This is a genomic window from Pseudomonas sp. 05N434 (assembly GCF_056396965.1).
The window spans coordinates 1-23,972 of record NZ_JBFTMK010000008.1; the positions used below are offsets into that span (position 1 = coordinate 1).

The window sequence follows — 23,972 nt, forward strand, 5'->3', positions numbered from 1 at the left end:
CTCCTCAGCAGTCCAGTGGGTTGCGTTTTTCCGGGTTGATGCCGAACTTGGCGATGGCTTCAGCCACCACTTTAGGTTCGATGTCACCACGGTCAGCCAAGGCTTCCAGGGCTGCCAACACCACGAAATGACGGTCTACTTCGAAGAAGTGACGCAGCTTCTTGCGGCTGTCACTGCGGCCGAAACCATCGGTGCCCAGGACTTTGAATTCCTTGGACGGGACCCACTGACGAATTTGTTCAGCGAACAGCTTCATGTAGTCGGTAGAGGCAATGACCGGACCTTTACGGCCGTTCAGGCACTCTTCGACGTAGCTCAGCTTAGGCTTCTGGCCAGGGTGCAGACGGTTAGTGCGTTCAACGGCCAGGCCATCGCGACGCAGTTCGTTGAAGCTGGTAACGCTCCATACGTCGGCGCCGACGTTGAACTCTTCACGCAGGATCTTCGCCGCTTCACGGACTTCACGCAGGATGGTGCCGGAGCCCATCAGCTGAACGTGGTGCGCCGCTTCGCGGGTGTCTTCCTCGAGCAGGTACATGCCTTTCTTGATGCCTTCTTCGGCACCGGCCGGCATGGCTGGCTGCTGGTAGGACTCGTTCATTACGGTGATGTAGTAGAAGACGTCCTGTTGCTCTTCGGTCATCTTCTTCATGCCGTCCTGAATGATCACCGCCAGCTCGTAGCCGTAGGTTGGATCGTAGGTGCGGCAGTTCGGGATGGTCGCGGCCAGCAGGTGGCTGTGACCGTCTTCGTGTTGCAAGCCTTCACCGTTCAGGGTGGTACGGCCGGCGGTGCCGCCAATCAGGAAGCCACGGGTACGGCTGTCGCCAGCGGCCCAGGCCAGGTCGCCAATACGCTGGAAGCCGAACATCGAGTAGAAGATGTAGAACGGCAGCATCGGCTGGTTGTGGCTGGAGTACGAAGTACCGGCAGCGATGAAGGAACTCATGGCGCCCGCTTCGTTGATGCCTTCCTCGAGGATCTGGCCCTTCTGGTCTTCCTTGTAGAACATCACCTGGTCTTTATCGACTGGCTCGTAGAGCTGGCCGACGGAGGAGTAGATGCCCAACTGACGGAACATGCCTTCCATACCGAAGGTACGGGCTTCGTCCGGGATGATCGGTACGATGCGCGGGCCGATTTCCTTGTCCTTGACCAGTTGCGCGAGGATCCGCACGAAGGCCATGGTGGTGGAGATTTCGCGGTCGCCCGAGCCGTCCAGGATCGCCTTGAGGGTGTCCAGTGGAGGGGTCGGGATGTTGAAGCTCTTGGCGCGACGCTGAGGCACGAAACCGCCCAGTGCGGTACGGCGCTCGGCCAGGTAACGGGCTTCGGCGCTGCCTTCTTCCGGTTTGAAGAATGGCAGGTTCTCCAACTCTTCGTCCCTGACCGGAATGTCGAAACGATCGCGGAACAACTTCAGGCTGTCGACATCGACTTTCTTGGTGTTGTGCGCAGTGTTTTTCGCTTCGCCGGCACCGGTGCCATAACCCTTGATGGTCTTGGCCAGGATGACGGTCGGTTGTTCCTTGTGGTTGACCGCTTCGTGGTATGCCGCGTAGACCTTGTACGGGTCGTGGCCGCCACGGTTGAGCTTCCAGATCTCGTCGTCGGACAGATCGGCAACCATCGCCTTGAGTTCTGGCGAGTTGAAGAAGTGTTCACGCACGAACGCGCCGTCTTTGGCTTTGTAGTTCTGGTACTCGCCGTCGATGACTTCGTCCATGCGGCGTTGCAGGATGCCGTCGACGTCCTTGGCCAGCAGTGGGTCCCAGAAGCGGCCCCAGATGACTTTGGTCACGTTCCACTGAGCACCGCGGAACACGCCTTCGAGTTCCTGGATGATCTTGCCGTTGCCGCGAACCGGGCCGTCGAGGCGCTGCAGGTTGCAGTTGATGACGAAGATCAGGTTGTCCAGCTTTTCGCGGCCGGCCAGGGAGATCGCGCCCAGGGATTCCGGCTCGTCGCACTCGCCGTCGCCCAGGAAGCACCAGACTTTCTGTTTGCCTGGCTGGATGAAGCCACGGTGTTCCAGGTACTTCATGAAGCGTGCCTGGTAGATCGCCTGGATCGGGCCCAGACCCATGGATACGGTCGGGAACTGCCAGAAGTCAGGCATCAGCCATGGGTGTGGGTAGGACGACAGGCCCTGACCGTCGACTTCCTGGCGGAAGTTGTTCATCTGGTCTTCGGTGATGCGGCCTTCCATGAATGCACGGGCGTAAACGCCTGGCGAGGTGTGGCCCTGGAAGTAGATCAGGTCGCCGCCGTGTTCGTCGGTCGGGGCCTGGAAGAAATAGTTGAAGCCGATGTCGTACAGGGTTGCGCTGGAGGCGAAGCTGGAGATGTGACCGCCCAGGTCAGAATCTTTCAGGTTCGTGCGCATCACCATGGCCATCGCGTTCCAGCGTACCAGCGAGCGAATGCGGCGTTCCATGAACAGGTCGCCAGGCATGCGTGCTTCGTGGGTAACGGGAATGGTGTTGCGGTATGGCGTGGTGATGGCGTAAGGCAATTGCGAACCGCTACGGGTTGCGAGTTCGCCCATACGGGTCATCAGATAGTGAGCACGGTCTTCGCCTTCTTTGTCGAGAACCGATTCCAGGGCGTCCAGCCATTCCTGGGTTTCGACGGGATCGAGGTCTTGCATGGCTTGCTCCAGGGCGGAAAGGCTTCCAGAATCGGTTGCCTGAGTTTGCGACTGGCCTTGTGGGCAGACGATATAAATTCTTGGATTGCCGATAGGTTGTTCCGGCGGCGTGTAGTTTTACTACAAATCTTCGGGCATTTCAGCCTTTCGAATGTATAGACGAGTAGTAAAACTACAGATGATTGGCTTGTGGCCTCCGGCTGCGTTGTGAGAATAATCGTTAAGGTTGGTCTTTTGCCAATCGAAAAAGGTGGAAGCTTGATGATCGCTGCCAAAAAAAAAGAAATTTCAGCTATTTCTAACCTTTGTTCGACAGTCAGTCGCGTAGCGTGTTTTCACGAATCACTACATGCAGCCCTTCACACGCCGATCAAGGATAGACCATGAGCCTCCCTTCGCTTGCCGAACTACCCGATGGGCTCCTGCCGTTAGTCACCCGCGCCGAGCAGTCGTTTCGTACGACAGTCGGGGTTCTTCCCGATGACCATGGCCTGTCTGCCTGGACGCCTGAGCGCTGGGCGCAATTTGCCCGCGTCGCCGCTGCCAGCGACTTTGTGATTGAGCAGAGTCTGCGTGACCCTTTGATGTTGCTGGAACTGGTGCAGTCCGGCGAACTGGACCGCGCCTTGGCACCGGGCGAGTTGTGCGCACAGATCGCCATGGCGGTGAGCGCCGCCGAAACCGACGACCAGCTAGGCCGTGCCCTGCGCCGCCAGCGTAATCGTCACCAGGTGCGGATCATCTGGCGCGACCTGACTCGCCAGGCCGATCTGGTGCAGACCTGTCGCGACCTCTCGGACATGGCCGATGCCAGCATCGATCAGGCCTATCAGTGGTTGTACTCGCGGCATTGCCAGCAGTTCGGTGTGCCCACCGGGCGGCGCAGCGGCGAGCCGCAGCAGATGGTCATCCTCGGCATGGGCAAGCTCGGCGCGGTGGAGTTGAACCTGTCGTCGGACATCGACCTGATCTTTGCCTACCCCGAGGGCGGCGAAACCGTCGGCGTGAAGCGTTCGCTGGATAACCAGGAGTTTTTCATTCGCCTCGGCCAGCGTCTGATCAAGGCGCTGGACCCGATGACTGTCGACGGTTTTGTGTTCCGCGTCGACATGCGCCTGCGGCCTTATGGTTCGTCCGGCGCTCTGGTGCTGAGCTTCAATGCGCTGGAGCAGTATTACCAGGATCAGGGCCGTGACTGGGAACGCTACGCGATGATCAAGGCGCGGGTGGTGGCAGGTGATCAAGTGGCTGGCGCCCAGTTGCTCGAGATGCTGCGGCCGTTCGTTTACCGGCGTTACCTGGACTTCTCGGCCATCGAAGCGCTGCGCACCATGAAGCAGTTGATCCAGCAGGAAGTCCGGCGCAAGGGTATGGCCGACAACATCAAGCTTGGCTCCGGCGGCATCCGTGAAGTCGAGTTTATCGCCCAGGCCTTCCAGCTGATTCACGGTGGTCGCGACCTGAGCCTGCAGCAGCGTCCTCTATTAAAAGTACTGAGCACCCTGGAGGGGCAGGGCTATCTGCCGCCGGCGGTGGTCAGCGAACTGCGCCAAGGCTACGAATTCCTGCGTTACACCGAGCACGCGATTCAGGCGATTGCCGACCGCCAGACCCAGATGTTGCCGGACGGCCCGCAGGATCAGGCGCGCATTGCCTTCATGCTCGGGTTTGCCAACTGGACGGCATTCCACGAACAACTGATGTACTGGCGTGGCCGGGTGGCCTGGCACTTTGGTCAGGTGATTGCCGATCCCGATGAAGAGCAGGGCACCGAGAGCGAAGTGGTGGTCGGCGGGGAATGGCTGCCGCTGTGGGAAGAAGCCCAGGACGAAGAAGCCGCGTGCCGCCAACTCGAAGAGGGCGGTTTCGCCGATGCCGCCAAGGCGCTGAAAGCATTGGCCAGTCTGCGCAGCAGTCCGCAATTGCGTGCCATGCAGCGCCTGGGGCGGGAACGCCTCGATGCTTTTATACCGCGCTTGCTGGCTCAGGCCGTGGAGCACGCCAATCCCGATCTGGTGCTGGAGCGCGTGCTGCCACTGGTTGAAGCGGTGGCGCGGCGTTCCGCCTATCTGGTGCTGCTGACCGAAAACCCCGGTGCGCTGCGCCGTCTGCTGACACTGTGCGCGGCGAGCCCGTGGATTGCCGAACAGATCACGCGCTTCCCGTTGCTGCTCGACGAATTGCTCAACGAAGGCCGGCTGTTCAAGCCGCCACTGGCGCCGGAACTGGCGGCCGAGTTGCGCGAGCGTCTGACGCGGATTCCCGAAGACGACCTCGAACAACAAATGGAAGCCCTGCGGCATTTCAAACTGGCGCACCGCTTGCGTGTCGCAGCTTCGGAAATTGCCGGTAGCCTGCCGTTGATGAAAGTCAGCGATTACCTGACCTGGCTTGCCGAAGCGATCCTCGAACAAGTGCTGGCCCTGGCCTGGCGCCAGACGGTGGCCAAGTACGGTACACCGCTGCGCACCGATGGCAGCGTGTGCGACCCTGGATTCATCATTGTCGGTTACGGGAAAGTCGGCGGCCTGGAATTGGGGCACAGTTCGGACCTGGACCTGGTGTTCATCCATGACGCGGATCCGCAAGCGGAAACCGACGGCCCGAAACCCATCGACGGCGCACAGTTCTTTACCCGGCTCGGGCAGCGGATCATTCACTTGCTGACGGCTCAGACCAACTCCGGTCAGCTATATGAAGTGGACATGCGCCTGCGGCCGTCCGGTGCTTCCGGTTTGCTGGTGAGTTCATTAGGCGCGTTTGCCCGGTATCAGGAGAACGAGGCCTGGACCTGGGAGCACCAGGCGCTGGTGCGGGCGCGGGTGCTGGTGGGTAGTCAGGATGTCGGCCAAGCGTTCGAGAAGGTTCGCGCGACGGTATTGGCCAAATCGCGGGACCTGTCGACCTTGCGCCAGGAGGTCAGCGAGATGCGCGCCAAGATGCGCGATAACCTCGGCAGCAAGAGCACTGCGGCAGGCACGGCGGCAAATGCCTTCGAGGCCACGGCGCCGTTCGATCTCAAGCAGGACGCTGGAGGTATCGTCGATATTGAATTTATGGTGCAATACGCGGCTCTGGCGTGGTCTGAAACACATCCGTCATTGCTGCGCTATACCGACAATATCCGCATTCTGGAAGGGTTGGAGGAGGAAGGGTTGATACCCGCCGAAGACGCCAGCCTGTTGCGTGAGGCTTATAAAGCCTACCGCTCCGCCGCTCACCGGGAGGCCTTGCAGAAGGACTCCGGGGTAATACCGGGCGATCAGTTCGTGGATGAGCGACGGCAGGTCATGCGGATCTGGCGTGAGCTGGGGTTAAGCTGAAGCTGACAAGAGTGTGGCAGGCTTTTGTGGCGAGGGAGCTTGCTCCCGCTGGAGTGCGAAGCACTCCCATATCAGATTGTGCGGTCCGCCAGATTAAAACGCAGTGGCAGTTTTGGTGCTGCTTCGCAGCCMAGCGGGAGCAAGCTCCCTCGCCACAGAGGGTTATGCTAACTAACATGGATGTGTATTAAATTTATTCGACGAGCCCCAGCCGGCTCGTCCAAATGACCTGGTGGCTCACCCCGCAGGTGCTGGATTCTCGAGGCGGGGAGGCGTATGCCTCCCCGGTTCGTTTTTGGAAACCACATGAAAATTCTGATCGTTGGGCCCAGTTGGGTCGGTGACATGGTGATGGCGCAGACACTTTTTCAGTGTCTCAAACAACGCCACCCGCAGTGCGAAATCGACGTGCTGGCCCCCGAGTGGAGCCGGCCGATCCTCGAGCGCATGCCCGAAGTACGCCAGGCCTTGAGCTTCCCGCTCGGCCACGGCGTGCTGGAACTGGCGACGCGTCGGCGCATCGGTAAATCCCTGGCCGGTCAGTACGACCAGGCCATCCTGCTGCCCAATTCGCTGAAATCGGCCCTGGTGCCGTTTTTTGCCGGCATCCCGAAACGCACCGGCTGGCGTGGCGAGTTCCGCTACGGCCTGCTCAATGATGTGCGCACGCTCGACAAAGAGCGTTATCCGTTGATGATCGAGCGCTTCATGGCCCTGGCCTTTGAGCCTGGCATCGAGCTGCCGAAACCTTATCCACGGCCGAGCTTGCAGATCGATCCGGTGACTCGCGACGGCGCACTGGCCAAGTTCGGCCTGGCCCTTGACCGTCCAGTGTTGGCGCTGTGCCCTGGCGCCGAATTTGGCGAGTCCAAGCGCTGGCCGTCCGAGCACTATGCCAAGGTCGCCGAGGCGAAGATTCGTGAAGGCTGGCAAGTCTGGCTGTTCGGCTCGAAAAACGATCACGCGGTGGGCGAAGACATTCGTGGGCGGTTGATTCCGGGGCTGCGTGAAGAGTCGGTAAACCTCAGTGGCGGCACTTCCTTGGCCGAGGCCATCGATCTGCTGTCCTGCGCCGACGCGGTGGTCTCCAACGACTCCGGCCTGATGCACGTGGCTGCCGCGCTGAACCGCCCGTTGGTGGCGGTGTACGGCTCGACGTCGCCGGGCTTTACGCCACCGCTGGCCGAGCATGTCGAGATCGTGCGCCTGGGCATCGAATGCAGTCCGTGCTTCGATCGCACCTGCCGTTTCGGTCATTACAACTGCTTGCGCCAGCTCATGCCCAAAGCGGTGAACGAAGCCTTGCAGCGGTTGCTGGGCACTGTGGTCGAGGTCAAATAGTTTGCGGGTACTGTTGATCAAGACTTCTTCGCTGGGCGACGTGATTCACGCGTTGCCAGCGTTGACCGATGCGGCGAGGGCGATCCCCGGCATCAAGTTCGACTGGGTGGTGGAAGAAGGTTTCGCCGAGATTCCGACCTGGCACCCGGCCGTGGGCAAGGTGATTCCGGTGGCGATCCGTCGCTGGCGCAAGAACATCTGGCAGACCATCAAGAGTGGCGAGTGGAAGCGCTTCAAGCAAAGCGTTCGCGCGACGAAATACGACTTGGTGATCGATGCCCAGGGCCTGCTGAAAAGTGCGTTGCTGACGCGCTATGCCAAAGCGCCGGTGGCCGGACTGGACAAGAATTCGGCCCGCGAACCGATCGCCGCGCGCTTCTATTCCCGGCGTCTGGCCGTGGCCCGTGGGCAGCACGCGGTTGAGCGAGTGCGTCAGCTGTTCGCAGTGGCCCTGGGTTACGACCTGCCCAAAGGCCTGGGTGATTACGGCCTGAACGTCGAGCGGCTGGTGGAATTGCCGCGCAAGAATCCGTACGTGGTGTTTCTCCACGGCACCACCTGGGACACCAAGCACTGGCCCGAAGCCTATTGGCGCGAGCTGGCCGAGCGGGTGGGTTATCTCGGCGTGGCGGTGAAGCTGCCATGGGGCAACCCGGTCGAAAAAGCCCGCGCCGAGCGCATCGCCAAAGACATGAAACACGTCGAAGTGCTACCCAGGCTGAACCTGGCGGGTGTCGGCAAAGTCCTGGCCGGCGCGCAGGCGTGCGTGGCGGTGGACACCGGCCTCGGTCACCTGGCTGCGGCGCTGGACGTGCCGACCCTGTCGCTGTTCGGCCCGACCAATCCGGGCCTGACCGGCGCCTATGGCAAATCGCAGATTCACATGGCCAGCGACTTCCCTTGCGCACCGTGCCTGCAAAAGAAATGCACCTATCAACCGACGGCCGACGATGCCCGTCGGTTTGACCTGAAACGCGAGTGGCCCCTGTGCTTCACGCGTCTGAATCCCGAGCGTGTCGCGAGCCGACTGAGCACGTTGTTACTGGCTGAGGAGCTGCGCTGATGCAATTGGCATTTGTCCTGTACAAGTACTTTCCCTTTGGCGGCTTGCAGCGTGACTTCATGCGCATCGCCCTTGAATGCCAGCAGCGCGGCCATCAAATTCGTGTCTACACGTTGATCTGGGAAGGCGACATCCCGCCGGGCTTCGAAGTGTTGGTGGCGCCGGTCAAGGCGTTCTTCAATCATCGGCGCAACGAGAAACTCACCGAATGGATGGAGGCCGACCTGGCCAAGCGCCCGGTGGATCGCCTGATCGGTTTCAATAAAATGCCGGGCCTGGACGTTTACTACGCCGCCGACGGCTGCTTCGAAGACAAGGCGCAAAACCTGCGCAACTCGCTGTACCGTCGCTGGGGCCGCTACCGGCACTTCGCCGAGTACGAGCGCGCGGTGTTCGCCAAAGATGCCAAGACCGAAGTGCTGATGATTTCCGAAGTCCAGCAGCCGCTGTTCATCAAGCATTACGACACACCGCTGGCGCGCTTCCATTTGCTGCCACCGGGCATTGCCCAAGACCGTCGTCGCCCCGCGAACGCGGATGAAATTCGCGCCGGGTTCCGCGCCGAATTCAACCTGAAGGACGATGAGCTGCTGCTGGTGCAGATCGGTTCCGGGTTCAAGACCAAAGGCGTGGACCGTAGCCTCAAGGCACTGGCCGCGCTGCCCGCCGAGCTGAAAAAACGCACCCGGCTGTTTGTAATTGGCCAGGACGACCCCAAAGTATTCCAATTGCAGAGCGCCACATTGGGGCTCGGCGACAACGTGCAATTCCTCAAGGGCCGCAGCGATATCCCGCGCTTCCTGCTCGGTGCCGATCTGCTGATCCACCCGGCGTACAACGAAAACACCGGGACGGTATTGCTTGAAGCCCTGGTAGCCGGTTTGCCGGTGTTGGTGAGCGCGGTGTGTGGGTATGCCCATTACATCGCCGAGGCCGACGCGGGTCTGGTGCTGGACGAACCCTTCGATCAGGCGCAACTGACTCAGTACCTGACCGGCATGTTGAACGACACTGATGCACGGGCGGCCTGGAGCCGCAACGGTCTGGCCTTCGCCGAGACGGCCGACCTCTACAGCATGCCGCAGCACGCGGCCGATGTGATTCTGGCGGAGCACGCTTAATGAAGTTGATGCTGGCTGAACCGTTCAAGAGCCTCTGGGCCGGACGCGACCCGTTCGCCGAAGTCGAGGGCCTCAAGGGCGAGGTGTACCGCGAGCTCGAAGCGCGCCGGACACTGCGAACTGAAGTGGACGGCCACGGGTACTTCGTGAAGATCCACCGGGGTATCGGCTGGGGTGAGATTTTCAAGAACCTGCTGACCGCCAAGCTGCCGGTGCTGGGCGCGGGCCAGGAGTGGAAGGCCATTGAGCGCCTGCAAGAAGTCGGCGTGCCGACCATGACTGCCGTCGCTTATGGCGAAAAGGGCAGCAACCCGGCGGATCAGCATTCGTTCATCGTCACYGAAGAATTGGCGCCCACCGTCAGCCTTGAAGATTTCAGCATCGACTGGGTCAAGCACCCGCCGGAGCCAAAGCTCAAGCGCGCGCTGATCGCCGAAGTCGCGCGCATGACCGGCATGATGCACCGCGCCGGGGTCAACCATCGCGACTGCTACATCTGCCACTTCCTGCTGCACACCGATAAGCCGGTGACCTGCGATGACCTCAAGTTGTCGGTGATCGACCTGCACCGCGCCCAGGCCCGCCCGACGATTACCCGGCGCTGGCGCAACAAGGACCTGGCGGCGCTGTATTTTTCGGCGCTGGAGATCGGCCTGACCCGTCGCGACAAACTGCGTTTCCTCAAGGGGTACTTCCAGCAGCCCCTGCGCCAGATACTGGTTGAAGAAGCCGGGTTACTGGCGTGGCTCGAAGGCAAGGCCAACAAGCTCTACGAGCGTAAACAGCGCTACGGGGATGCGCTCTGATGTCGGGTTGGACACTGGAGCCGGCTTACAGCGATCTGGCAGAAGATTTCGGCAGTCTTGATGCGGTGTTTGCCCTCGAGGGCGAGCAACTGACCCATGATCCGCTGTCCGAAGTTATTCGCGTCCAGCGCAAAGGCGTCAACTTTTACGTCAAACGCTACGTCAGTGCCGGCAAAGGCCTGCGGCGCTACCTGGGCAAACCTCGGGTCAAGGCCGAATGGCAGAACCTCAAGCGTTTCGCCAAGTGGGGCATTCCCACCGCAGAGGTTGTGGCCTGGGGGTTGGAGCGGCACGGTGTGACGTACGCCCGTGGGGCAATGATCACCCGCGAACTGCCGCATACCGAAGACTTGTCGGTCCTGGCTAATCGGCATGATCCGAAACTGGCGGACCGCGCCTGGGTTGATACCGTCAGTCGCCAATTGGCCGGTTACACCCGGACCATGCACGACAACCGTTTCACTCATAATGATTTGAAGTGGCGCAACCTGTTGGTCGACGATGAGGCCCGGCTGTTCCTGATCGATTGCCCCAACGGCGATTTCTGGCGCGGCTTCTGGCTCAAATACCGTATCACCAAAGACCTGGCCTGCCTCGACAAGGTCGCCAAGTATCACCTGTCGGCGACCCAGCGCCTGCGCTTTTACCTGCAATACCGCCAATGCGCCCGGCTCGATGCCGCGGACAAGAAACGCATTCGGCACGTGGTGAGATTTTTTGAGGGGCGCGAATGACTGATTTTCTGGCTGCTGAAGACCGCGCGCTGTTCGAGCGTCATGGTCTCGGCACCTTCGACGCGCTTTGGGCCAAACAGCTCGACGCGGTGGACGAGCCCAATACCGGTCGGGGTGGCTGGAGCAGTGTGTTTCGGCTGGATCTGGACGGTCATGGCTACTACCTCAAGCGCCAGAGCAACTACCTGACGCGCTCCCGGCATTCGCCCTTTGGCGAGCCGAGTTTTGCCCGTGAATTTCGCAACATCAGTCGTTATCGGGCGCTGGGTATTCCGGCGCTGCAGGCGGCGTTTTTTGGTGAGCGCAAGGTCGACGGCGAAGTTCGGGCGATTCTGCTGACTCACGCGCTGGACGGTTGGGATGATCTGGATTCGCTGTTGCAGCGCTGGTCGGAGCTGAGCGCGATACAGCACTCGGCCATTCTCAAGGCCTGTGGGCAACTGGCGCGACGCCTGCACGGCAGGCGCCAGGTCCACGGTTGCTTCTACCCCAAGCACATTTTTCTTCAGGCCACCGGCGACGGCTATCAGGCGCAATTGATTGACCTGGAAAAAACCCGGCCGCTGTTTTTCGGCCGGCGTGATCGGATCAAGGATCTGGAGCCGTTGCTGCGTCGGGCGCCGGAATGGAGCGACAGCCAGCTGCGCGAATTGTTGGCGGTTTATCTGGATCAGCCGCTGAACAGTTCGCGGGTGGACCGTTGGGTATCGCGCCTGAGTGCGCGGCGCAGTAACAAGGAGACGCGTTGATGCGTTTGTCCGAGCTGAAAAACGCCGGCCGCAGCCCGAGCCTGCCGCTGAGTATTCCACTGGCCGATGCCGCGGGGCCTGCCGATTTGCAGTTGCTGAGTCTGCTGCGGGTGTTGCCGGGACAGCGTTATGTTGGGGCTGGCGTCTGGCGCGGCCGGCCGGTGCTGGCCAAGTTGTTGGTCGGTGGCAAAGCGGCGCGGCATTTTCAACGCGAACTGGACGGTGTGCGTTTGCTGGCCGCTCAGGGGCTGACCACGCCGTTGTTATTGGCCGATGGCCTCAAGGACGGYGAGGGCGGTTGGCTGTTGTTCGATTTCCTTGAGGGTGCCGAGAGCCTGGGGGATGCCTGGAAGCAGGTCGAACACTTGCCCGCATTGGCGGATGAACAATCCGCGGTGCTGGCTGAGGCGTTGGGCGCCATCGGCCAACTGCACAGCAAAGGCCTGTGGCAGGAAGACCTGCACCTGGACAACCTGCTGCGCCATGGCGGTCAGTTGTATTTGATCGATGGCGCCGGGATCTGCGTCGAGACGGCGGGCAAGCCGCTGTCGCAACAAAAAGTCCTGGAAAACCTCGGGGTGTTCTTCGCCCAGTTGCCCAAAGTGCTGGAACCCTTCACCGAAGAGTTGCTGGTGTATTACCTGCTGAGTAATGGCGAACACGCGTTGCCGATGGAGGCGTTGCAAAAACAGATCGACAAGGTCCGTCGCTGGCGTTTGAAGGACYTTCTGATCAAGGTCGGCCGCGAATGCACGCTGTTCAGCGTCCAGCGTGGTGCGTTCGGCTTGCGGGCGATTCGCCGTGAGGAAGAGGCGGCGATGCTGCCGGTGCTGGCACAGGCCGACGCCTTGCTCGATCAGGGGCATCTGTACAAGACCGGCGGCGCGGCGAGCGTCGGCAAGGTCGAGGTGGCCGGGCGCACATTGGTGGTCAAGCGTTACAACATCAAAGGCTTTACCCACTGGCTCAAGCGTTTCTGGCGCCCGAGCCGCGCCTGGCACTCATGGCGCGAAGGCAATCGCCTGGCGTTCCTCGGTATTGCCACGCCAAAACCATTGGCGTTGCTGGAGAAGCGTTTTCTCTGGCTGCGCAGCCGGGCRTACCTGGTGACCGAGTATTTGCCGGGGCCGGACATCATCGAGCGCTTCGCGCCGTACGTTGAGAGCGGGGATGCGCCAGAGGCTGAGCTGCAGGCTCTGGATTACCTGTTTGCCGAGCTGATTGGCGAGCGGATCAGCCATGGCGATTTCAAGGGCCATAACCTGTTCTGGCAACAGGATCGCTGGGCGCTGATCGACCTGGATTCGATGTGTCAGCATGGTTCGCTCAGCAGCTTTGCCCCCGCGTATGCGCGGGATCGGGCGCGGTTCATGCGCAACTGGCCCGAGAGCAGTGCGCTGTACCAAGTGATTGATCAGCGTCTGCCCAAAGATATCTCTAGCGCTGCTTGACGCGGGTCTTCGACGCCATCGCGGGCTTGCCCGCGATGGCGCCAGATCAGTCTCCCGAGAACTGGCGGACAAGTTCTTGTGAATCGTCCTACATGATCTGCAGAACCCATGAACTGTGCCCTGAATAGCCACGATGCTAGTTTGCCTGACGTTCTCGGAGGGCAGATTTTGACGATAAAAATGGCTGTGATGTTGAGCTCTTTTTCACTGGCGTTGTCTGGCTGCGGGACCGCTGTCACGGTGCTGCAGGATGACGAAGACGCCGCTCGTGGCCTCAGAAAGCAAAAGACCTACTGTCAGTCCATTCCTCGCATCTACAGCGGTCTGGCTCACGACTTTTGTCTCCTGCACGCGCCGCCCGATCCCACGGGTATTCTGGTGCCGTTCGTATTGCTGGACTTGACCCTTTCGGGTGTATTCGACACGGTTTTCTTGCCCTATACGATTTACCGGCAAGCTGCCGACGGAAACATCAGGATTTACTGGCGGCCGGGTCGCGGATGAGCAAAGGCGAACGCTTGGGCTCGACGTCATCTTCACGGCGCCGATAAGGGCAGGGTCATTCCCGCCACGTTTACGCTATAATCCCGCCCTTTAGCTGTCTCTCGCCCCTTGCGAGGGCACATTAATTTTTGAGGCGCGTTGCGCCTGCATGCAGACTAAAGAGGCTAGACCCCTGTGGCATTGACGATTCTTGGCCTGTCCGGCGCCCTTAGCCATGATCCTTCCGCAGCCTTGTACATCGACGGCAAGCTGGTCGCGGCGGCTGAAGAAGAGCGTTTCGTGCGCGATAAACATGCAAAGAACCGCATGCCTTACGAATCGGCGAAATTCTGCCTCGAGCAGGCGGGCATCAAGCCGTCCGACGTTGACGTGGTGGCGATTCCATTCGCGCCGATCAGTCTGTTCGGCAAGGCTCGCTGGCACTACGCCAAGCGCTACTGGTACGCCCCGGACCGCGCCCTCGACGCGATCCTGATGGGTAACCGTCGCTACAAGCGCTATCGCAACAAGATTGTCTGGTGCCTCGAGCAATTGGGTTTCGATCCGAAAAAGATCAAGATCGAGCCGGTCGAGCACCACTTGGCTCACGCCTCCAGCGCCTACCACTGCTCCGGTTTCAAAGAGAAAACCGCGATCCTGGGGATCGACGGCAAGGGCGAATACGCCACGACTTTCTTCGGTTATGGCGAAAACGGCAAGATCCACAAGATCAAGGAATTCTTCGATCCGGACTCCCTCGGCGGCCTGTACGGCGCGATCACCGAGTTCCTCGGCTTCGAGATGCTCGACGGTGAGTTCAAGGTCATGGGCATGGCGCCGTACGGCGACGCCAGCAAATACGATTTCTCGCGCCTGGCCTCGTTCGAAAACGGCGAACTGGTGATCAACACCGACTACGCCAACGTCATCGGCCTGCGTCGTTATAAAGAGAAGGGCAAGGGTTTCTACTTCTCGCCGAAGCTGATCGAGTGGCTGGGGCCGAAGCGCGAGGGCGATATCGCCGACGAGCCCTACATTCACTACGCCGCGAGCATGCAAGCGCTGTTCGAGAAACTGGCGTTGCAGATGATCGACCATTACCTGGGCGATGTGCTCAAGGAAACCGGCAAGCTGGCCTTCGCCGGTGGTTGTGCGTTGAACGTCAAGCTGAACCAGAAGATCATTGCCCGCGACGACATCAAAGAACTGTTCGTCCAGCCTGCGTCCGGCGATGCCGGTACCGCGGTGGGTGCAGCGGCTTATGTGTCTCATGCCCGTGGTGTACCGGTCGAGAAGATGGAACACGTCTACCTCGGCCCGTCCTACAGCAATGAAGACGTGATCGCGGCCTGCGCCCGTCACGCCGACAAGCCAAAGTGGCGCAAGCTCGACAATATGCCGGAGCAGATCGCCAAAATCATGGTCGATGGCAACCCGGTGGCCTGGTTCCAGGGTCGCATGGAGTTCGGTCCGCGTGCCTTGGGCGGTCGTTCGATCATTGGCTGTCCGAGCGTGGCCGGCGTGGCGGACCGTATCAACCATCAGATCAAGTTCCGCGAGCGCTGGAGGCCTTTCTGCCCGTCGATGCTCGACACCGTTGCGCCGCAAATGATCAAGATCGATCACCCGGCACCGTTCATGACTTTCACCTTCGAAGTGGCTGAAGAGTGGAAAACCCGCGTGCCGGAAGTCGTCCATGAAGACGGCACGTCCCGGGCCCAGGTGCTCAAGCGCGAATACAACCCGCGCTACTACGACATGATGAAGGCGCTGGAAGTACTGACCGGCAACGGTGTGTCGCTGAATACTTCGCTCAACCGTCGTGGCGAGCCGATGATCTGCTCGCCGACCGACGCCTTGAACATGTTCTTCGGTTCCGACCTGCAGTATCTGATCATGGAAGACATTCTGGTGGTCAAAGAAGGCGCGGACGCTTATGACTCGCTCGGCTGAACGCCATGTGCTGCAGTTCTGTCACGGCTATGACGGGCCGTTTCTGGACTGCGCCCGGCAGTACGCCAGCCTGTTCGCGGGGACCGGTTATCGCGTGACCACGGTGTTCCTGACCGGGGCTGCAGATAGCCAAGTCGCCGCGAACTGTGCGTCCGACGAGGTGCTGTTCATGGAGTACAGCTCCAAGGCCATTCGTGGCCTGAAGCTGGGCGCCATCGGCGATCTGCGCAAGATCGCCGCATCGCGCAACTTCAGTTTCTGCATCGCTCACCGTTTCAAACCGATCTACATCGCCCTGCTCGGCACTTCGTTGCCGGTCATTGGCGTGCATCACGCGTTTGGCGATTACCAGCGCCGCACCCGCAAACTGTTCGCGCATATTTTCCGCAAACGCCTGAGCCTGCTCGGCGTCTCCGATGCGGTGCGTGACGACATGCGCCGTTGCTTGCCGAAATGGCCGCAGGCGCGGATTCAGACGCTCTATAACCGGATTGATGTACAGGCGTTACAGGCCAGTCAGGTGTCGGTTCGCGAGGCCCGGGAAACCCTCGGTCTGTCGATGGATGCCTGGATTGTCGGCAACGTCGGGCGCCTGCATCCGGACAAGGATCAGACTACGTTGTTGCATGGTTTTGCCACGGCATTGCCGGGGTTGCCGGCCAACAGTCAGCTGGTGATTCTGGGCAGCGGTCGGCTGGAGCAGGACCTCAAGGCCCTGGCGCGTGAACTGGGTATCGGCGATCGCGTGCTGTTCCTCGGTCAGGTGCCCGAGGCGCGTCGCTACTTCCGTGCTTTCGATGTGTTTGCCTTGAGTTCCGATCATGAACCGTTCGGCATGGTATTGCTGGAGGCCATGGCCGCCGGTGTGCCGTTGCTCGCCACCGCGTGTGGTGGCGCCAGGGAAGTGGTCGAAGGTGTGGGCATTCTATTTCCGCTGGGCGATGCCGGGCACCTGGCTCAAGGGCTGCAACATCTGGCCGCGATGGACGAGCAGCAACGCCGCCAGTGCGCCGAGCTGATGTTCGACCGCTTGCGTGAGCGCTTCTCCGATCGCGCGGTGCGCGATGCTTTCTGGCATTTGCCGCACGTTACCGAACTGGCACCGAGGGGCTGATGCTCAACCGATTTCAAGGCTGGCGCGAGCGTGGCTGGGTGCAGGTCGACGCCTCGACTTATGCACAAACCTGGCAGCGTTTTGGCGGCAGCGTCGCGACTCATCCTCTGGTGGTCGAACGTCTGGCACAGTTGGCCGACATCCCGGTGCGTTACCTGGCTTGGGAGCAGGACGGCGAAGTGAAAGCCGCCATCCCGACCTGGGGGCGCGACCTGGCGCTGTCCAAGGACGTGCTCAAGCGCACGGGTAAAAAAGGCCTGTTCGACCTCGGCAATGCCGAACTGATCCTGCCGGCCGCCGCCGATGCCCAGGCACCGCTGCGCCATCGGGGGCGTTACCTGTCGGCGCTGAGCGAAGGTCGTTTTACCGGTATCAAGCTGCAGACAGAACAACTGGCGCTGGCCCGCACGCCTGAAGAATTGTCGAAAAAGTTTCGCTACAACCAGCGCCGCGAGTTGCGTCTGCTGGAAGAGGCGGGCGGCGTGGTGCGGCCGGTTACCGAGTTTTCCAGCAGTGAGCTGGCGGCGATCTATTGCGACCTGTTCCAGCGTCGCTGGGGCTTTCCGGCCACCGGTGCCGAGCGCATGGGCGAGGTGATCGAGTTGTTGCGCGAGTTGCTGATCGGCTCGGTGATTTTCCTCAACGACGCACCGATTGCGACTCAACTGGTGTACCGCGTCGAGGCGCCGGAATGGATCAGCATCGAATACGTCAACGGCGGTGTCGATCCCGAGACCCGCGAATTCAGCCCGGGCAGCGTGCTGAGCTTCCTCAACACCCAAAGCGCCTGGGAACATGCACGCGCGTTGGATAAACCCCTACGGTTTTCCTTTGGTCGAACCGACCGTGAGTACAAGGACCGTTGGTGCAATTCTGTGCCGGTCTTCACGGTATGAGCCAACCCATGAGTCGCAAACAGCAACTGCTCAAGCGCCATCGGCGCAACAAACGCATCGGCCTGTTGATTGCGTTGATGCTGCTGATTGCGATCGGCGTGCTGGTGGCCTGGTGGCTGCCGCTGGTGCTTGCGGTGCTGGGCTGGATCGCCCACGAGGCATGGTTTGCCGACCATCTGTTTTATTCCCCCCAAGACGATTATCAATACAGCTTCCCGCCGTATACCCCGCAACCCAAGATTCATCTGGACGGTGAACGGTTACGGCTGGATGAGGGCGTCATGCTGGTCGATGACGCCACGCTGATACTGGCGCTGCGGGTGAAAAGTACTTGGCTGGGGCGCTTTATCGATCCGGTGGTCGAGTTGCTGGGGGGGGATAACCCCGACCGGCAAACCTTCGAGCGCGGTGTAAACGGCCTGCGTTACCTCAATCTCAGTGGTCAGGCAAACGTGTTGTCGCAAGGCGAGTTGCGTCTGCGCGGGCGTTTCTGTCGGTTGCTCGGCGAGCCTGTGCTCTGGGCGTTCGAGCAACCGGACTACCGCCGTCAGCGAGTGATGGTGATTGCACCCCATGCCGACGACGCTGAATTGGCCGCATACGGTTTGTACAGCCAGGCCGACGAAGCCTGGATCGTCACCCTGACCGCCGGTGAAATTGAAGCCGAACATTATCAACAGATGGGTCTGAACACGGTCGAGGCGGCTCGTCTCAAAGGCCGTTTGCGGGCCTGGGATAGCATCGCCGTACCGCGCTGGGCCGGGGTGCCTGAGGCCCATTGCGTGCAGTTGGGGTATTTTTGCCTGCAACTGGCGGCGATGCAGGCCGCGCCGGCCACACCGGTGGGTTCGCGCGAAGCGGATTTGGGAGACACCCGGTTATTTCGTCAGTTGAATCCATTTGCCCTGCCGGGCGATGTCGATGGTGCGCCGACCTGGAATAATTTACTGGCCGATCTGCGTGAACTGTTGCTGAGGGCGCGTCCGCAAGTGATCGTATTGCCGCATCCGTCCCTCGACCCGCACCCGGATCACATCTGTGCCCAGGCAGCGGTTCTCGAAGCGTTGAGCGGGCTGGAGTGGCAGCCGACCACCGTGCTTGGCTATGCCAACCATCTGCATGACAATGATCGTTGGCCTATGGGGGATGCGGGTCATGGCATCGCCCTGCCACCGACGTTCGATTCGACAACGCCGATGCAGCCCTGCTGTCTGCGAATGCCTTTGGCGCGTCAGCGTGATAAAGCAATGGCGTTGGGCATGATGCACGACCTGCAACCGCCCATGCCGTTCAAGCGACGTTTACGACGGTTGATACAGTGGCTTCTGGCCAGTAGGGTGCCACCCGTCTATGGCGAGAACGAGTTCTTTCGCAAGGCGGTCAGGCAGCATGAGTTGTTCTGGGTTCTGAAGCATGGTGAAACATCTGTTAGGCAGAAATGAAGTATCGCGCGGCCTAGCATGGCGCCGTATCCACGCAGCAGTGAGTATTTCTGTGATCAATCCATGCCCGCGCATCCTGTTCCTGATTCCGTATTTCGGTCATTGGCCGTTCTGGATGCCGTTTTTCCTCGAGAGTTGCCGACGCAACGCCGATATCGACTGGTTGCTGTTCAGTGATTGCGGTACTCCTGAGAACCTGCCGCCCAACGTGACTGTTGAAGCCATGAGTTTCAGCGAGTACTGCGCGCTGGTGTCACAGCGGCTGAATATCGACTTTGTGCCGGACGCGCCTTATAAGCTCTGCGACATCAAGCCTGCCTTGGGGCATATTCATGTCGACCGCCTGCAAGGCTATGATTTCTGGGCGTTCGGCGATATTGATCTGGTATTTGGTGACCTGCGAAGTTATTTCACCGCTGATCGGTTGGCCAGTTATGACCTGTTCTCTACCCACGAGCGGCGGGTGGCAGGCCATCTCTGTCTGATGCGCAACACTGCCCGCAAACGTGAGTTGTTCATGCRGATCAAGGACTGGCAAACACGCTTTACCGATCAGGCGCATCACGCGCTGGATGAAGGCGCATTCAGTCGGATCTTCCTCTGGCGCAAGAATTTTCCCGAGCCACTGTTCTCTCTGTTGGGCAAGCTCAATTCGTGGCGCCGCCGCAGCGAATTCATCGAGGCGTTCAGTACGCCGGGCGGTTGCATCAAGTGGCACGACGGCACGAATGATTTTCCGCAGCACTGGTATTGGCGCAATGGCTGTTTGAGTAACGATCGCGATGGCGACCGCCGGTATCCGTATTTCCACTTCGTCTGCTGGAAACGCAACGAATGGTCACGGTTGCCCCCACCCGATCCAGCCGAGATCAGGCGCCTCGCCGCCGAGCCGGCATGGGTCATCGATGCGACTGGTTTTCACCGGGGAGAGTTATGAGTCAACGGTCAAAGGTTCTGCAGTTGCAGCCGGACTACAACGTCAAAGCCCATGATTTTGCCGACCTCGCGGAGCAGATCGTCAAGGCCCTGCCGAGCGATCGCTATGAAGTGACCGCGGCGTTCCTGCGGGGCAAGCCCGGGCCTGGCGAGGCCGTAAGTCGCGCCGACCGTTCGGTGTATTTCGAGTTTTCCGACAAGTCCCTCAAGGGCATGCGCCTGCGCGCCATGTGGCAGTTGTACAAGTTTTGCCGCGCAGAAAAATTCGACGTGGTGATTTGCAATCGCTTCAAACCGGTAAACATGATGCTGGCGCTCAACCGTTGGTTGAAAGTACCGCTGTGCATCGGCATCTCCCACGGTTTTGGCGAGTACGACCGGTTTTACCGGCGCCGCCAGACCCAACGCCTGATCGATCGCCATTGGCGCTTTGTCGGCGTGTCGCCAGCGGTCAAACAGTACCTGCTCGATTGCGACTGCGGCTTTACCGACCAGAATACCTACGCGATCACCAACGCCATCGACATCGAGCAGGCTGAAGGTTTGCAGCACAGCCGCGAGCGTGCTCGCGAGTTATTGGGCATCGAACCGTCGGTGCGCTTGATCGGTGCATTGGGCCGGCTGGTGCCGGTCAAGGGCCACACCTACCTGCTGCAGGCCTTTGCCACCCTCAAGGACAAATACCCGAACACCCAACTGGCAATCATTGGTGCGGGGCGTGAAGAGTCGCGCCTGGCCGCCGAGATCGAGCGCCTTGGGTTGACCGGTCGTGCGCATTTGCTGGGTTTCAAGGAAAACGCCTTGCAGTATGTTCGGGCGTTCGACATCTGGACCATGCCGTCCTTGGCTGAAGGCCTGGGGCTGGCATTGCTCGAGGGCATGAGCGGGCACCTGCCGGTAATCGCCTCGAACGTACCGGCCATGTTGCCGCTGATTCAGGGCGCGGGCGGTCTGGCAATTACCCCGGCGGACGTGCCGACGCTGGTCGCAGCGCTGGAGAACTACCTGGGGCTGTCGGATGACGAGCTCAAGGCCAAGGGTGAACAGGCCTACCGCTATCTCCAGGAGCAACACGACATCGAGGTATTCCGCCAGGAGTACCTGAACCTGATCGACTCCGGCTTGAGTCAAGCCCGCAGGGAGCAACCATGAACGACGTGCAACCTCTCGTCACGGTCATCATCGCGTCGTACAACCACGGTCGCTATATCGAGGAAAGCATCCTCAGCGTCCTCACCCAGACCTACAAGAATATCGAGTTGCTGGTCATCGATGACGGCTCCAGCGATGACAGCGTCGAGCGCATCAATGCCTTGCAGGCGCAGCACGATTTCGATTTCCGGGTCCAGCAGAACCAGGGGCTGACCAACACCCTCAACGGCGCCATTGCGCGCTCAAAGGGCAGTTTGATCGTGCCGTTCGGGTCCGATGACATCATGTTGCCGGAGCGCATCGCCACCCAGGTGGCGTATATGGATGGCAAGCCCGAGGTCGGGATCTGCGCCGGCAACATCGAACTGATCGACGCCGACGGCAATCTCTATCCGGAGAATCGTCAGCGTCGCGATGTGCCGTTCCGTCGTCTGGACTTCGATGACATGTTCCTGGAGCGCAAGCCTTATCCGCCGGCGCCGACCCTGATGATTCGCCGTGAAGCGCTGGACAAGGTAGGCGGCTTCGATCCGAACATTCGCCTGGAGGACTTGCTGATCGAGTTGAAGGTGACCCGCGCCGGTTACTTCATCGATGGCCTGAATGTGCTGATGGCGCGCTATCGCAAGCACGCCACCAACTCCTACAAGAATAACCGCTTCATGATCGACAACATCCTGCGCTCCTACGCGCTGTTCAGCGATCATCCGCTGTACGACGAGGTGCGCTACAAATTCCTCAGCTCGATGTTCCTGAAAACCTCCAATCGCGACCGCAAGCTGGCGCGCGAACTGCTGGCGCAGATACCGTTCAAGGCCTGGAACAAGAAGACTTGGCGCGGCCTGGGGCGGCTGTATTTCTCACCGCTGGAAAAAGACTGAGCCCACCCTGACACGCGCAGCCATCGATGCCGGTATAGCGGCCCTCACCGGCATGCCTGAGGTGTCGGGAACAGGGCGGCGGTCACGATGGCCAGCAGGTAGGCCGCCAGCGCAATGAACGGGTTGGTTTCGACTATTAATGAGCCCGGGCGGGATGACTCCCGGTCAGTACTTGCCTGTGTAGGTTATCCACTGCAGATTTCGACGCCATCACGGCGTAGCCCTGAAGTAGCGCGCCAAAGTGGTCTTCGAACAGCCAGCGTCGATCCACGGCGTAACGCTGCATATGGCGCAGATTGCGCTTGCGCAGGGACAGGCTCAGCGATGACGGATAGATGCGCATGTCCGCCAGATCGATCAGGCCGAACTCACCGTCATCCAGTACCAGTACATTGCCCAGGTGCAGTGATCGGAAATAGACACCTTGTTCATGCAGTTGCGCCATGAACTTGCCGAAACGCTCAACCAGCGCCTGACGCACCGCGGGCGCGGTGATGCCTTGAAGAACCTGACGCAAAGTGCTGCCCGGCAGCGGCGAATAGTGTACGGCACTGCTACCGTCCTTGAGTCGATACAGGTCCAGAATTTGCGGGGTCGGGATACCCAGGTTGCGCAATTGCTCGCTGTTGGCGGCGAACCGTTCGGAATAGGGGTTGAAGCTACCCGAGGTGTACCAGCGACGGCGGCGGAACAACTTGAGGAAGCTGCCATCGACCAGGCGCAGGACTTTTGGCCCTAGCCCGTCTTCCTCGATCACCTGGGCACTGGCGGTCAACTGTTGCAGGGCGGCCGGCGTCAAGGTCCTGATCGGCATTGCCAATAGGCGCCTGGCCCGTTGGTTGATGCTTAATGCGGCGATCAGCGCCAGCGGAATCCACAGCAAAAACCAGTGCTCCTTGGGCCGGGAAATGATACCGCCGCCTTCGGTCAGGCCGGCGCCGATGCCGAATACCAGCCAGGTCGAGGCGATGATGAACAACGGCTGCAGGCGATACCGCCAGCTATTCAGCAAGCACCGGACCTGGAAGAACAGCCACGGCAGCAAGCCGAAAATACCAACGTAATAGAGCACCCCCAAGGCGAAGCTATGAGGCTCCTGCAAGGTGTAGCCGATACCGGGGTCGAGAGTCAGGGTGGCGTTGTAGCCATGACCGATCCACGGGTGCTCGGCAATTTTTTGCAGGGCCAGCTGCCAGATTTCAAAGCGATAGGAGTCGCCGCGCTCGACGATCATCTGCGAAAACAGTACGGCAACCGCTGCGCCACCGATCAACAGGGTACCCAGCAATATGAAAGAACGACGGTTCCAGCTGATGAAACTCAGCCATAAYGCAGCCAGTGTCAAAGCAACCAGCGGGGTTCTGGAGCCGGTGGCGATCACCGTGGCGAACATGATCGCCATCGCCGGGATGCTCAGCCAGAGCATCTGGCGACGCTTGCAGGTCATGCTCACGCTCAGCCAGTAGGTACAAAAAAAGCCGAATACGTGGGAGCTGAGCAGTGGGTTGTCGAATGCGCCGCTCCCGATCAGGCGCATGCCCGGCTCGTAGTGGCGGGTAAACATGAACAGGTTGTAGGCCGACGCGATCAGCCCGACCATTGCGGCACTGAACAGCAGGGGCTGGATGATCTCGCTTCGGTAGCGCACCAGCAGGTAGCAGCCAGCGAACAACAGCAGGGTGTGCAAAGCGGGTTTGAACTGACCGGTGACGCTTTGATCCATCGGCGGCCCCCAGCTCAGGCTGAGCAAGGCCCAGGCGGCGAACAACAGCACCGCGACGAAGATCGGTTCGCGCAGCAACTCTTTGAGTTCGCGGGGGCGCAGGCACAGGACAATAAACGATGGGATGCTGAACAGGCCATAAAACATCTTGTGA

Annotated in this window: 18 protein-coding genes; 16 read left to right on the plus strand and 2 right to left on the minus strand. The window is 60.4% G+C overall.

What is annotated here, in order from left to right; genetic code table 11:
* Positions 1–4 precede the first annotated feature (4 nt).
* Entirely contained in the window at positions 5–2,650 is a 2,646-nt protein-coding gene (gene aceE / locus AC1DLB_RS01020) for a pyruvate dehydrogenase (acetyl-transferring), homodimeric type (protein WP_018928562.1), read from the minus strand.
* A gap of 383 nt (positions 2,651–3,033) precedes the next feature.
* On the opposite strand from aceE, the gene glnE reads away from it, so the two are divergent.
* The 16 genes from glnE to AC1DLB_RS01100 all read left to right on the plus strand — a co-directional run bounded on the left by glnE (position 3,034) and on the right by AC1DLB_RS01100 (position 22,095).
* Positions 3,034–5,973: a bifunctional [glutamate--ammonia ligase]-adenylyl-L-tyrosine phosphorylase/[glutamate--ammonia-ligase] adenylyltransferase gene (gene glnE / locus AC1DLB_RS01025; RefSeq protein ID WP_018928561.1), complete on the plus strand. Its 2,940-nt coding sequence runs from the start codon at positions 3,034–3,036 to the stop codon at positions 5,971–5,973.
* Between the two features lie 306 nt (positions 5,974–6,279).
* Positions 6,280–7,314 (plus strand): lipopolysaccharide heptosyltransferase II, encoded by a 1,035-nt coding sequence (waaF, locus tag AC1DLB_RS01030; protein ID WP_018928560.1) that lies wholly within the window; start codon positions 6,280–6,282, stop codon positions 7,312–7,314.
* Position 7,315: 1 nt separating this feature from the next.
* The gene (waaC, locus tag AC1DLB_RS01035) at positions 7,316–8,377 is read left to right on the plus strand and encodes a lipopolysaccharide heptosyltransferase I (protein ID WP_007939663.1); all 1,062 of its coding nucleotides are present in this window, start codon (positions 7,316–7,318) and stop codon (positions 8,375–8,377) included.
* Positions 8,377–9,498, plus strand: a complete 1,122-nt coding sequence (locus tag AC1DLB_RS01040; protein ID WP_086944097.1) for a glycosyltransferase family 4 protein — start codon at positions 8,377–8,379, stop codon at positions 9,496–9,498. The genes waaC and AC1DLB_RS01040 overlap by 1 nt, the downstream gene beginning before the upstream one ends.
* The gene (gene rfaP, locus AC1DLB_RS01045) at positions 9,498–10,304 is read left to right on the plus strand and encodes a lipopolysaccharide core heptose(I) kinase RfaP (RefSeq protein ID WP_019582161.1); all 807 of its coding nucleotides are present in this window, start codon (positions 9,498–9,500) and stop codon (positions 10,302–10,304) included. The genes AC1DLB_RS01040 and rfaP overlap by 1 nt, the downstream gene beginning before the upstream one ends.
* Positions 10,304–11,038 (plus strand): lipopolysaccharide kinase InaA family protein, encoded by a 735-nt coding sequence (locus AC1DLB_RS01050; protein ID WP_477744212.1) that lies wholly within the window; start codon positions 10,304–10,306, stop codon positions 11,036–11,038. Before rfaP ends, AC1DLB_RS01050 begins: the two co-directional genes overlap by 1 nt.
* Positions 11,035–11,787, plus strand: a complete 753-nt coding sequence (locus tag AC1DLB_RS01055; protein ID WP_064615984.1) for a lipopolysaccharide kinase InaA family protein — start codon at positions 11,035–11,037, stop codon at positions 11,785–11,787. The genes AC1DLB_RS01050 and AC1DLB_RS01055 overlap by 4 nt, the downstream gene beginning before the upstream one ends.
* A complete protein-coding gene (locus tag AC1DLB_RS01060) occupies positions 11,787–13,238 on the plus strand; it encodes a lipopolysaccharide kinase InaA family protein (protein ID WP_477784497.1) in 1,452 nt (483 codons plus the stop codon). Before AC1DLB_RS01055 ends, AC1DLB_RS01060 begins: the two co-directional genes overlap by 1 nt.
* Positions 13,239–13,406: 168 nt before the next feature.
* Entirely contained in the window at positions 13,407–13,742 is a 336-nt protein-coding gene (locus AC1DLB_RS01065; protein WP_081626544.1) for a YceK/YidQ family lipoprotein, read from the plus strand.
* A gap of 174 nt (positions 13,743–13,916) precedes the next feature.
* On the plus strand, positions 13,917–15,674 hold the full coding sequence (locus AC1DLB_RS01070; protein WP_018928552.1) for a carbamoyltransferase family protein: 1,758 nt from the start codon (positions 13,917–13,919) through the stop codon (positions 15,672–15,674).
* Positions 15,658–16,788: a glycosyltransferase gene (locus AC1DLB_RS01075; RefSeq protein WP_018928551.1), complete on the plus strand. Its 1,131-nt coding sequence runs from the start codon at positions 15,658–15,660 to the stop codon at positions 16,786–16,788. Before AC1DLB_RS01070 ends, AC1DLB_RS01075 begins: the two co-directional genes overlap by 17 nt.
* Positions 16,788–17,684, plus strand: a complete 897-nt coding sequence (locus AC1DLB_RS01080) for an antimicrobial resistance protein Mig-14 (RefSeq protein ID WP_086944096.1) — start codon at positions 16,788–16,790, stop codon at positions 17,682–17,684. The genes AC1DLB_RS01075 and AC1DLB_RS01080 overlap by 1 nt, the downstream gene beginning before the upstream one ends.
* Positions 17,685–17,692: 8 nt before the next feature.
* Positions 17,693–19,126, plus strand: a complete 1,434-nt coding sequence (locus tag AC1DLB_RS01085) for a PIG-L deacetylase family protein (protein WP_086944095.1) — start codon at positions 17,693–17,695, stop codon at positions 19,124–19,126.
* A gap of 52 nt (positions 19,127–19,178) precedes the next feature.
* The gene (locus AC1DLB_RS01090; protein ID WP_477784498.1) at positions 19,179–20,063 is read left to right on the plus strand and encodes a DUF6625 family protein; all 885 of its coding nucleotides are present in this window, start codon (positions 19,179–19,181) and stop codon (positions 20,061–20,063) included.
* On the plus strand, positions 20,060–21,214 hold the full coding sequence (locus AC1DLB_RS01095; protein ID WP_064615990.1) for a glycosyltransferase family 4 protein: 1,155 nt from the start codon (positions 20,060–20,062) through the stop codon (positions 21,212–21,214). Before AC1DLB_RS01090 ends, AC1DLB_RS01095 begins: the two co-directional genes overlap by 4 nt.
* Positions 21,211–22,095 carry a glycosyltransferase gene (locus tag AC1DLB_RS01100; protein WP_064615991.1) on the plus strand — a complete coding sequence of 295 codons (885 nt, stop codon included), beginning with the start codon at positions 21,211–21,213 and terminating at the stop codon, positions 22,093–22,095. Before AC1DLB_RS01095 ends, AC1DLB_RS01100 begins: the two co-directional genes overlap by 4 nt.
* Positions 22,096–22,231: 136 nt before the next feature.
* On the opposite strand, the gene AC1DLB_RS01105 is transcribed toward AC1DLB_RS01100, so the two are convergent.
* The coding region (locus tag AC1DLB_RS01105; protein WP_477784499.1) for an O-antigen ligase family protein at positions 22,232–23,972 on the minus strand (1,741 nt) is incomplete at its 5' end.

Excerpts from the sequence above, each read along its gene's own strand:
- aceE (WP_018928562.1), bottom strand. The coding sequence starts at position 2,650 with ATGCAAGACCTCGATCCCGTCGAAACCCAGGAATGGCTGGACGCCCTG.
- AC1DLB_RS01085 (WP_086944095.1), top strand. The coding sequence starts at position 17,693 with ATGAGTCGCAAACAGCAACTGCTCAAGCGCCATCGGCGCAACAAACGC.
- AC1DLB_RS01095 (WP_064615990.1), top strand. The coding sequence starts at position 20,060 with ATGAGTCAACGGTCAAAGGTTCTGCAGTTGCAGCCGGACTACAACGTC.
- AC1DLB_RS01075 (WP_018928551.1), top strand. The coding sequence starts at position 15,658 with ATGACTCGCTCGGCTGAACGCCATGTGCTGCAGTTCTGTCACGGCTAT.
- AC1DLB_RS01100 (WP_064615991.1), top strand. The coding sequence starts at position 21,211 with ATGAACGACGTGCAACCTCTCGTCACGGTCATCATCGCGTCGTACAAC.
- glnE (WP_018928561.1), top strand. The coding sequence starts at position 3,034 with ATGAGCCTCCCTTCGCTTGCCGAACTACCCGATGGGCTCCTGCCGTTA.
- AC1DLB_RS01040 (WP_086944097.1), top strand. The coding sequence starts at position 8,377 with ATGCAATTGGCATTTGTCCTGTACAAGTACTTTCCCTTTGGCGGCTTG.
- waaF (WP_018928560.1), top strand. The coding sequence starts at position 6,280 with ATGAAAATTCTGATCGTTGGGCCCAGTTGGGTCGGTGACATGGTGATG.
- AC1DLB_RS01080 (WP_086944096.1), top strand. The coding sequence starts at position 16,788 with ATGCTCAACCGATTTCAAGGCTGGCGCGAGCGTGGCTGGGTGCAGGTC.
- AC1DLB_RS01055 (WP_064615984.1), top strand. The coding sequence starts at position 11,035 with ATGACTGATTTTCTGGCTGCTGAAGACCGCGCGCTGTTCGAGCGTCAT.
- AC1DLB_RS01050 (WP_477744212.1), top strand. The coding sequence starts at position 10,304 with ATGTCGGGTTGGACACTGGAGCCGGCTTACAGCGATCTGGCAGAAGAT.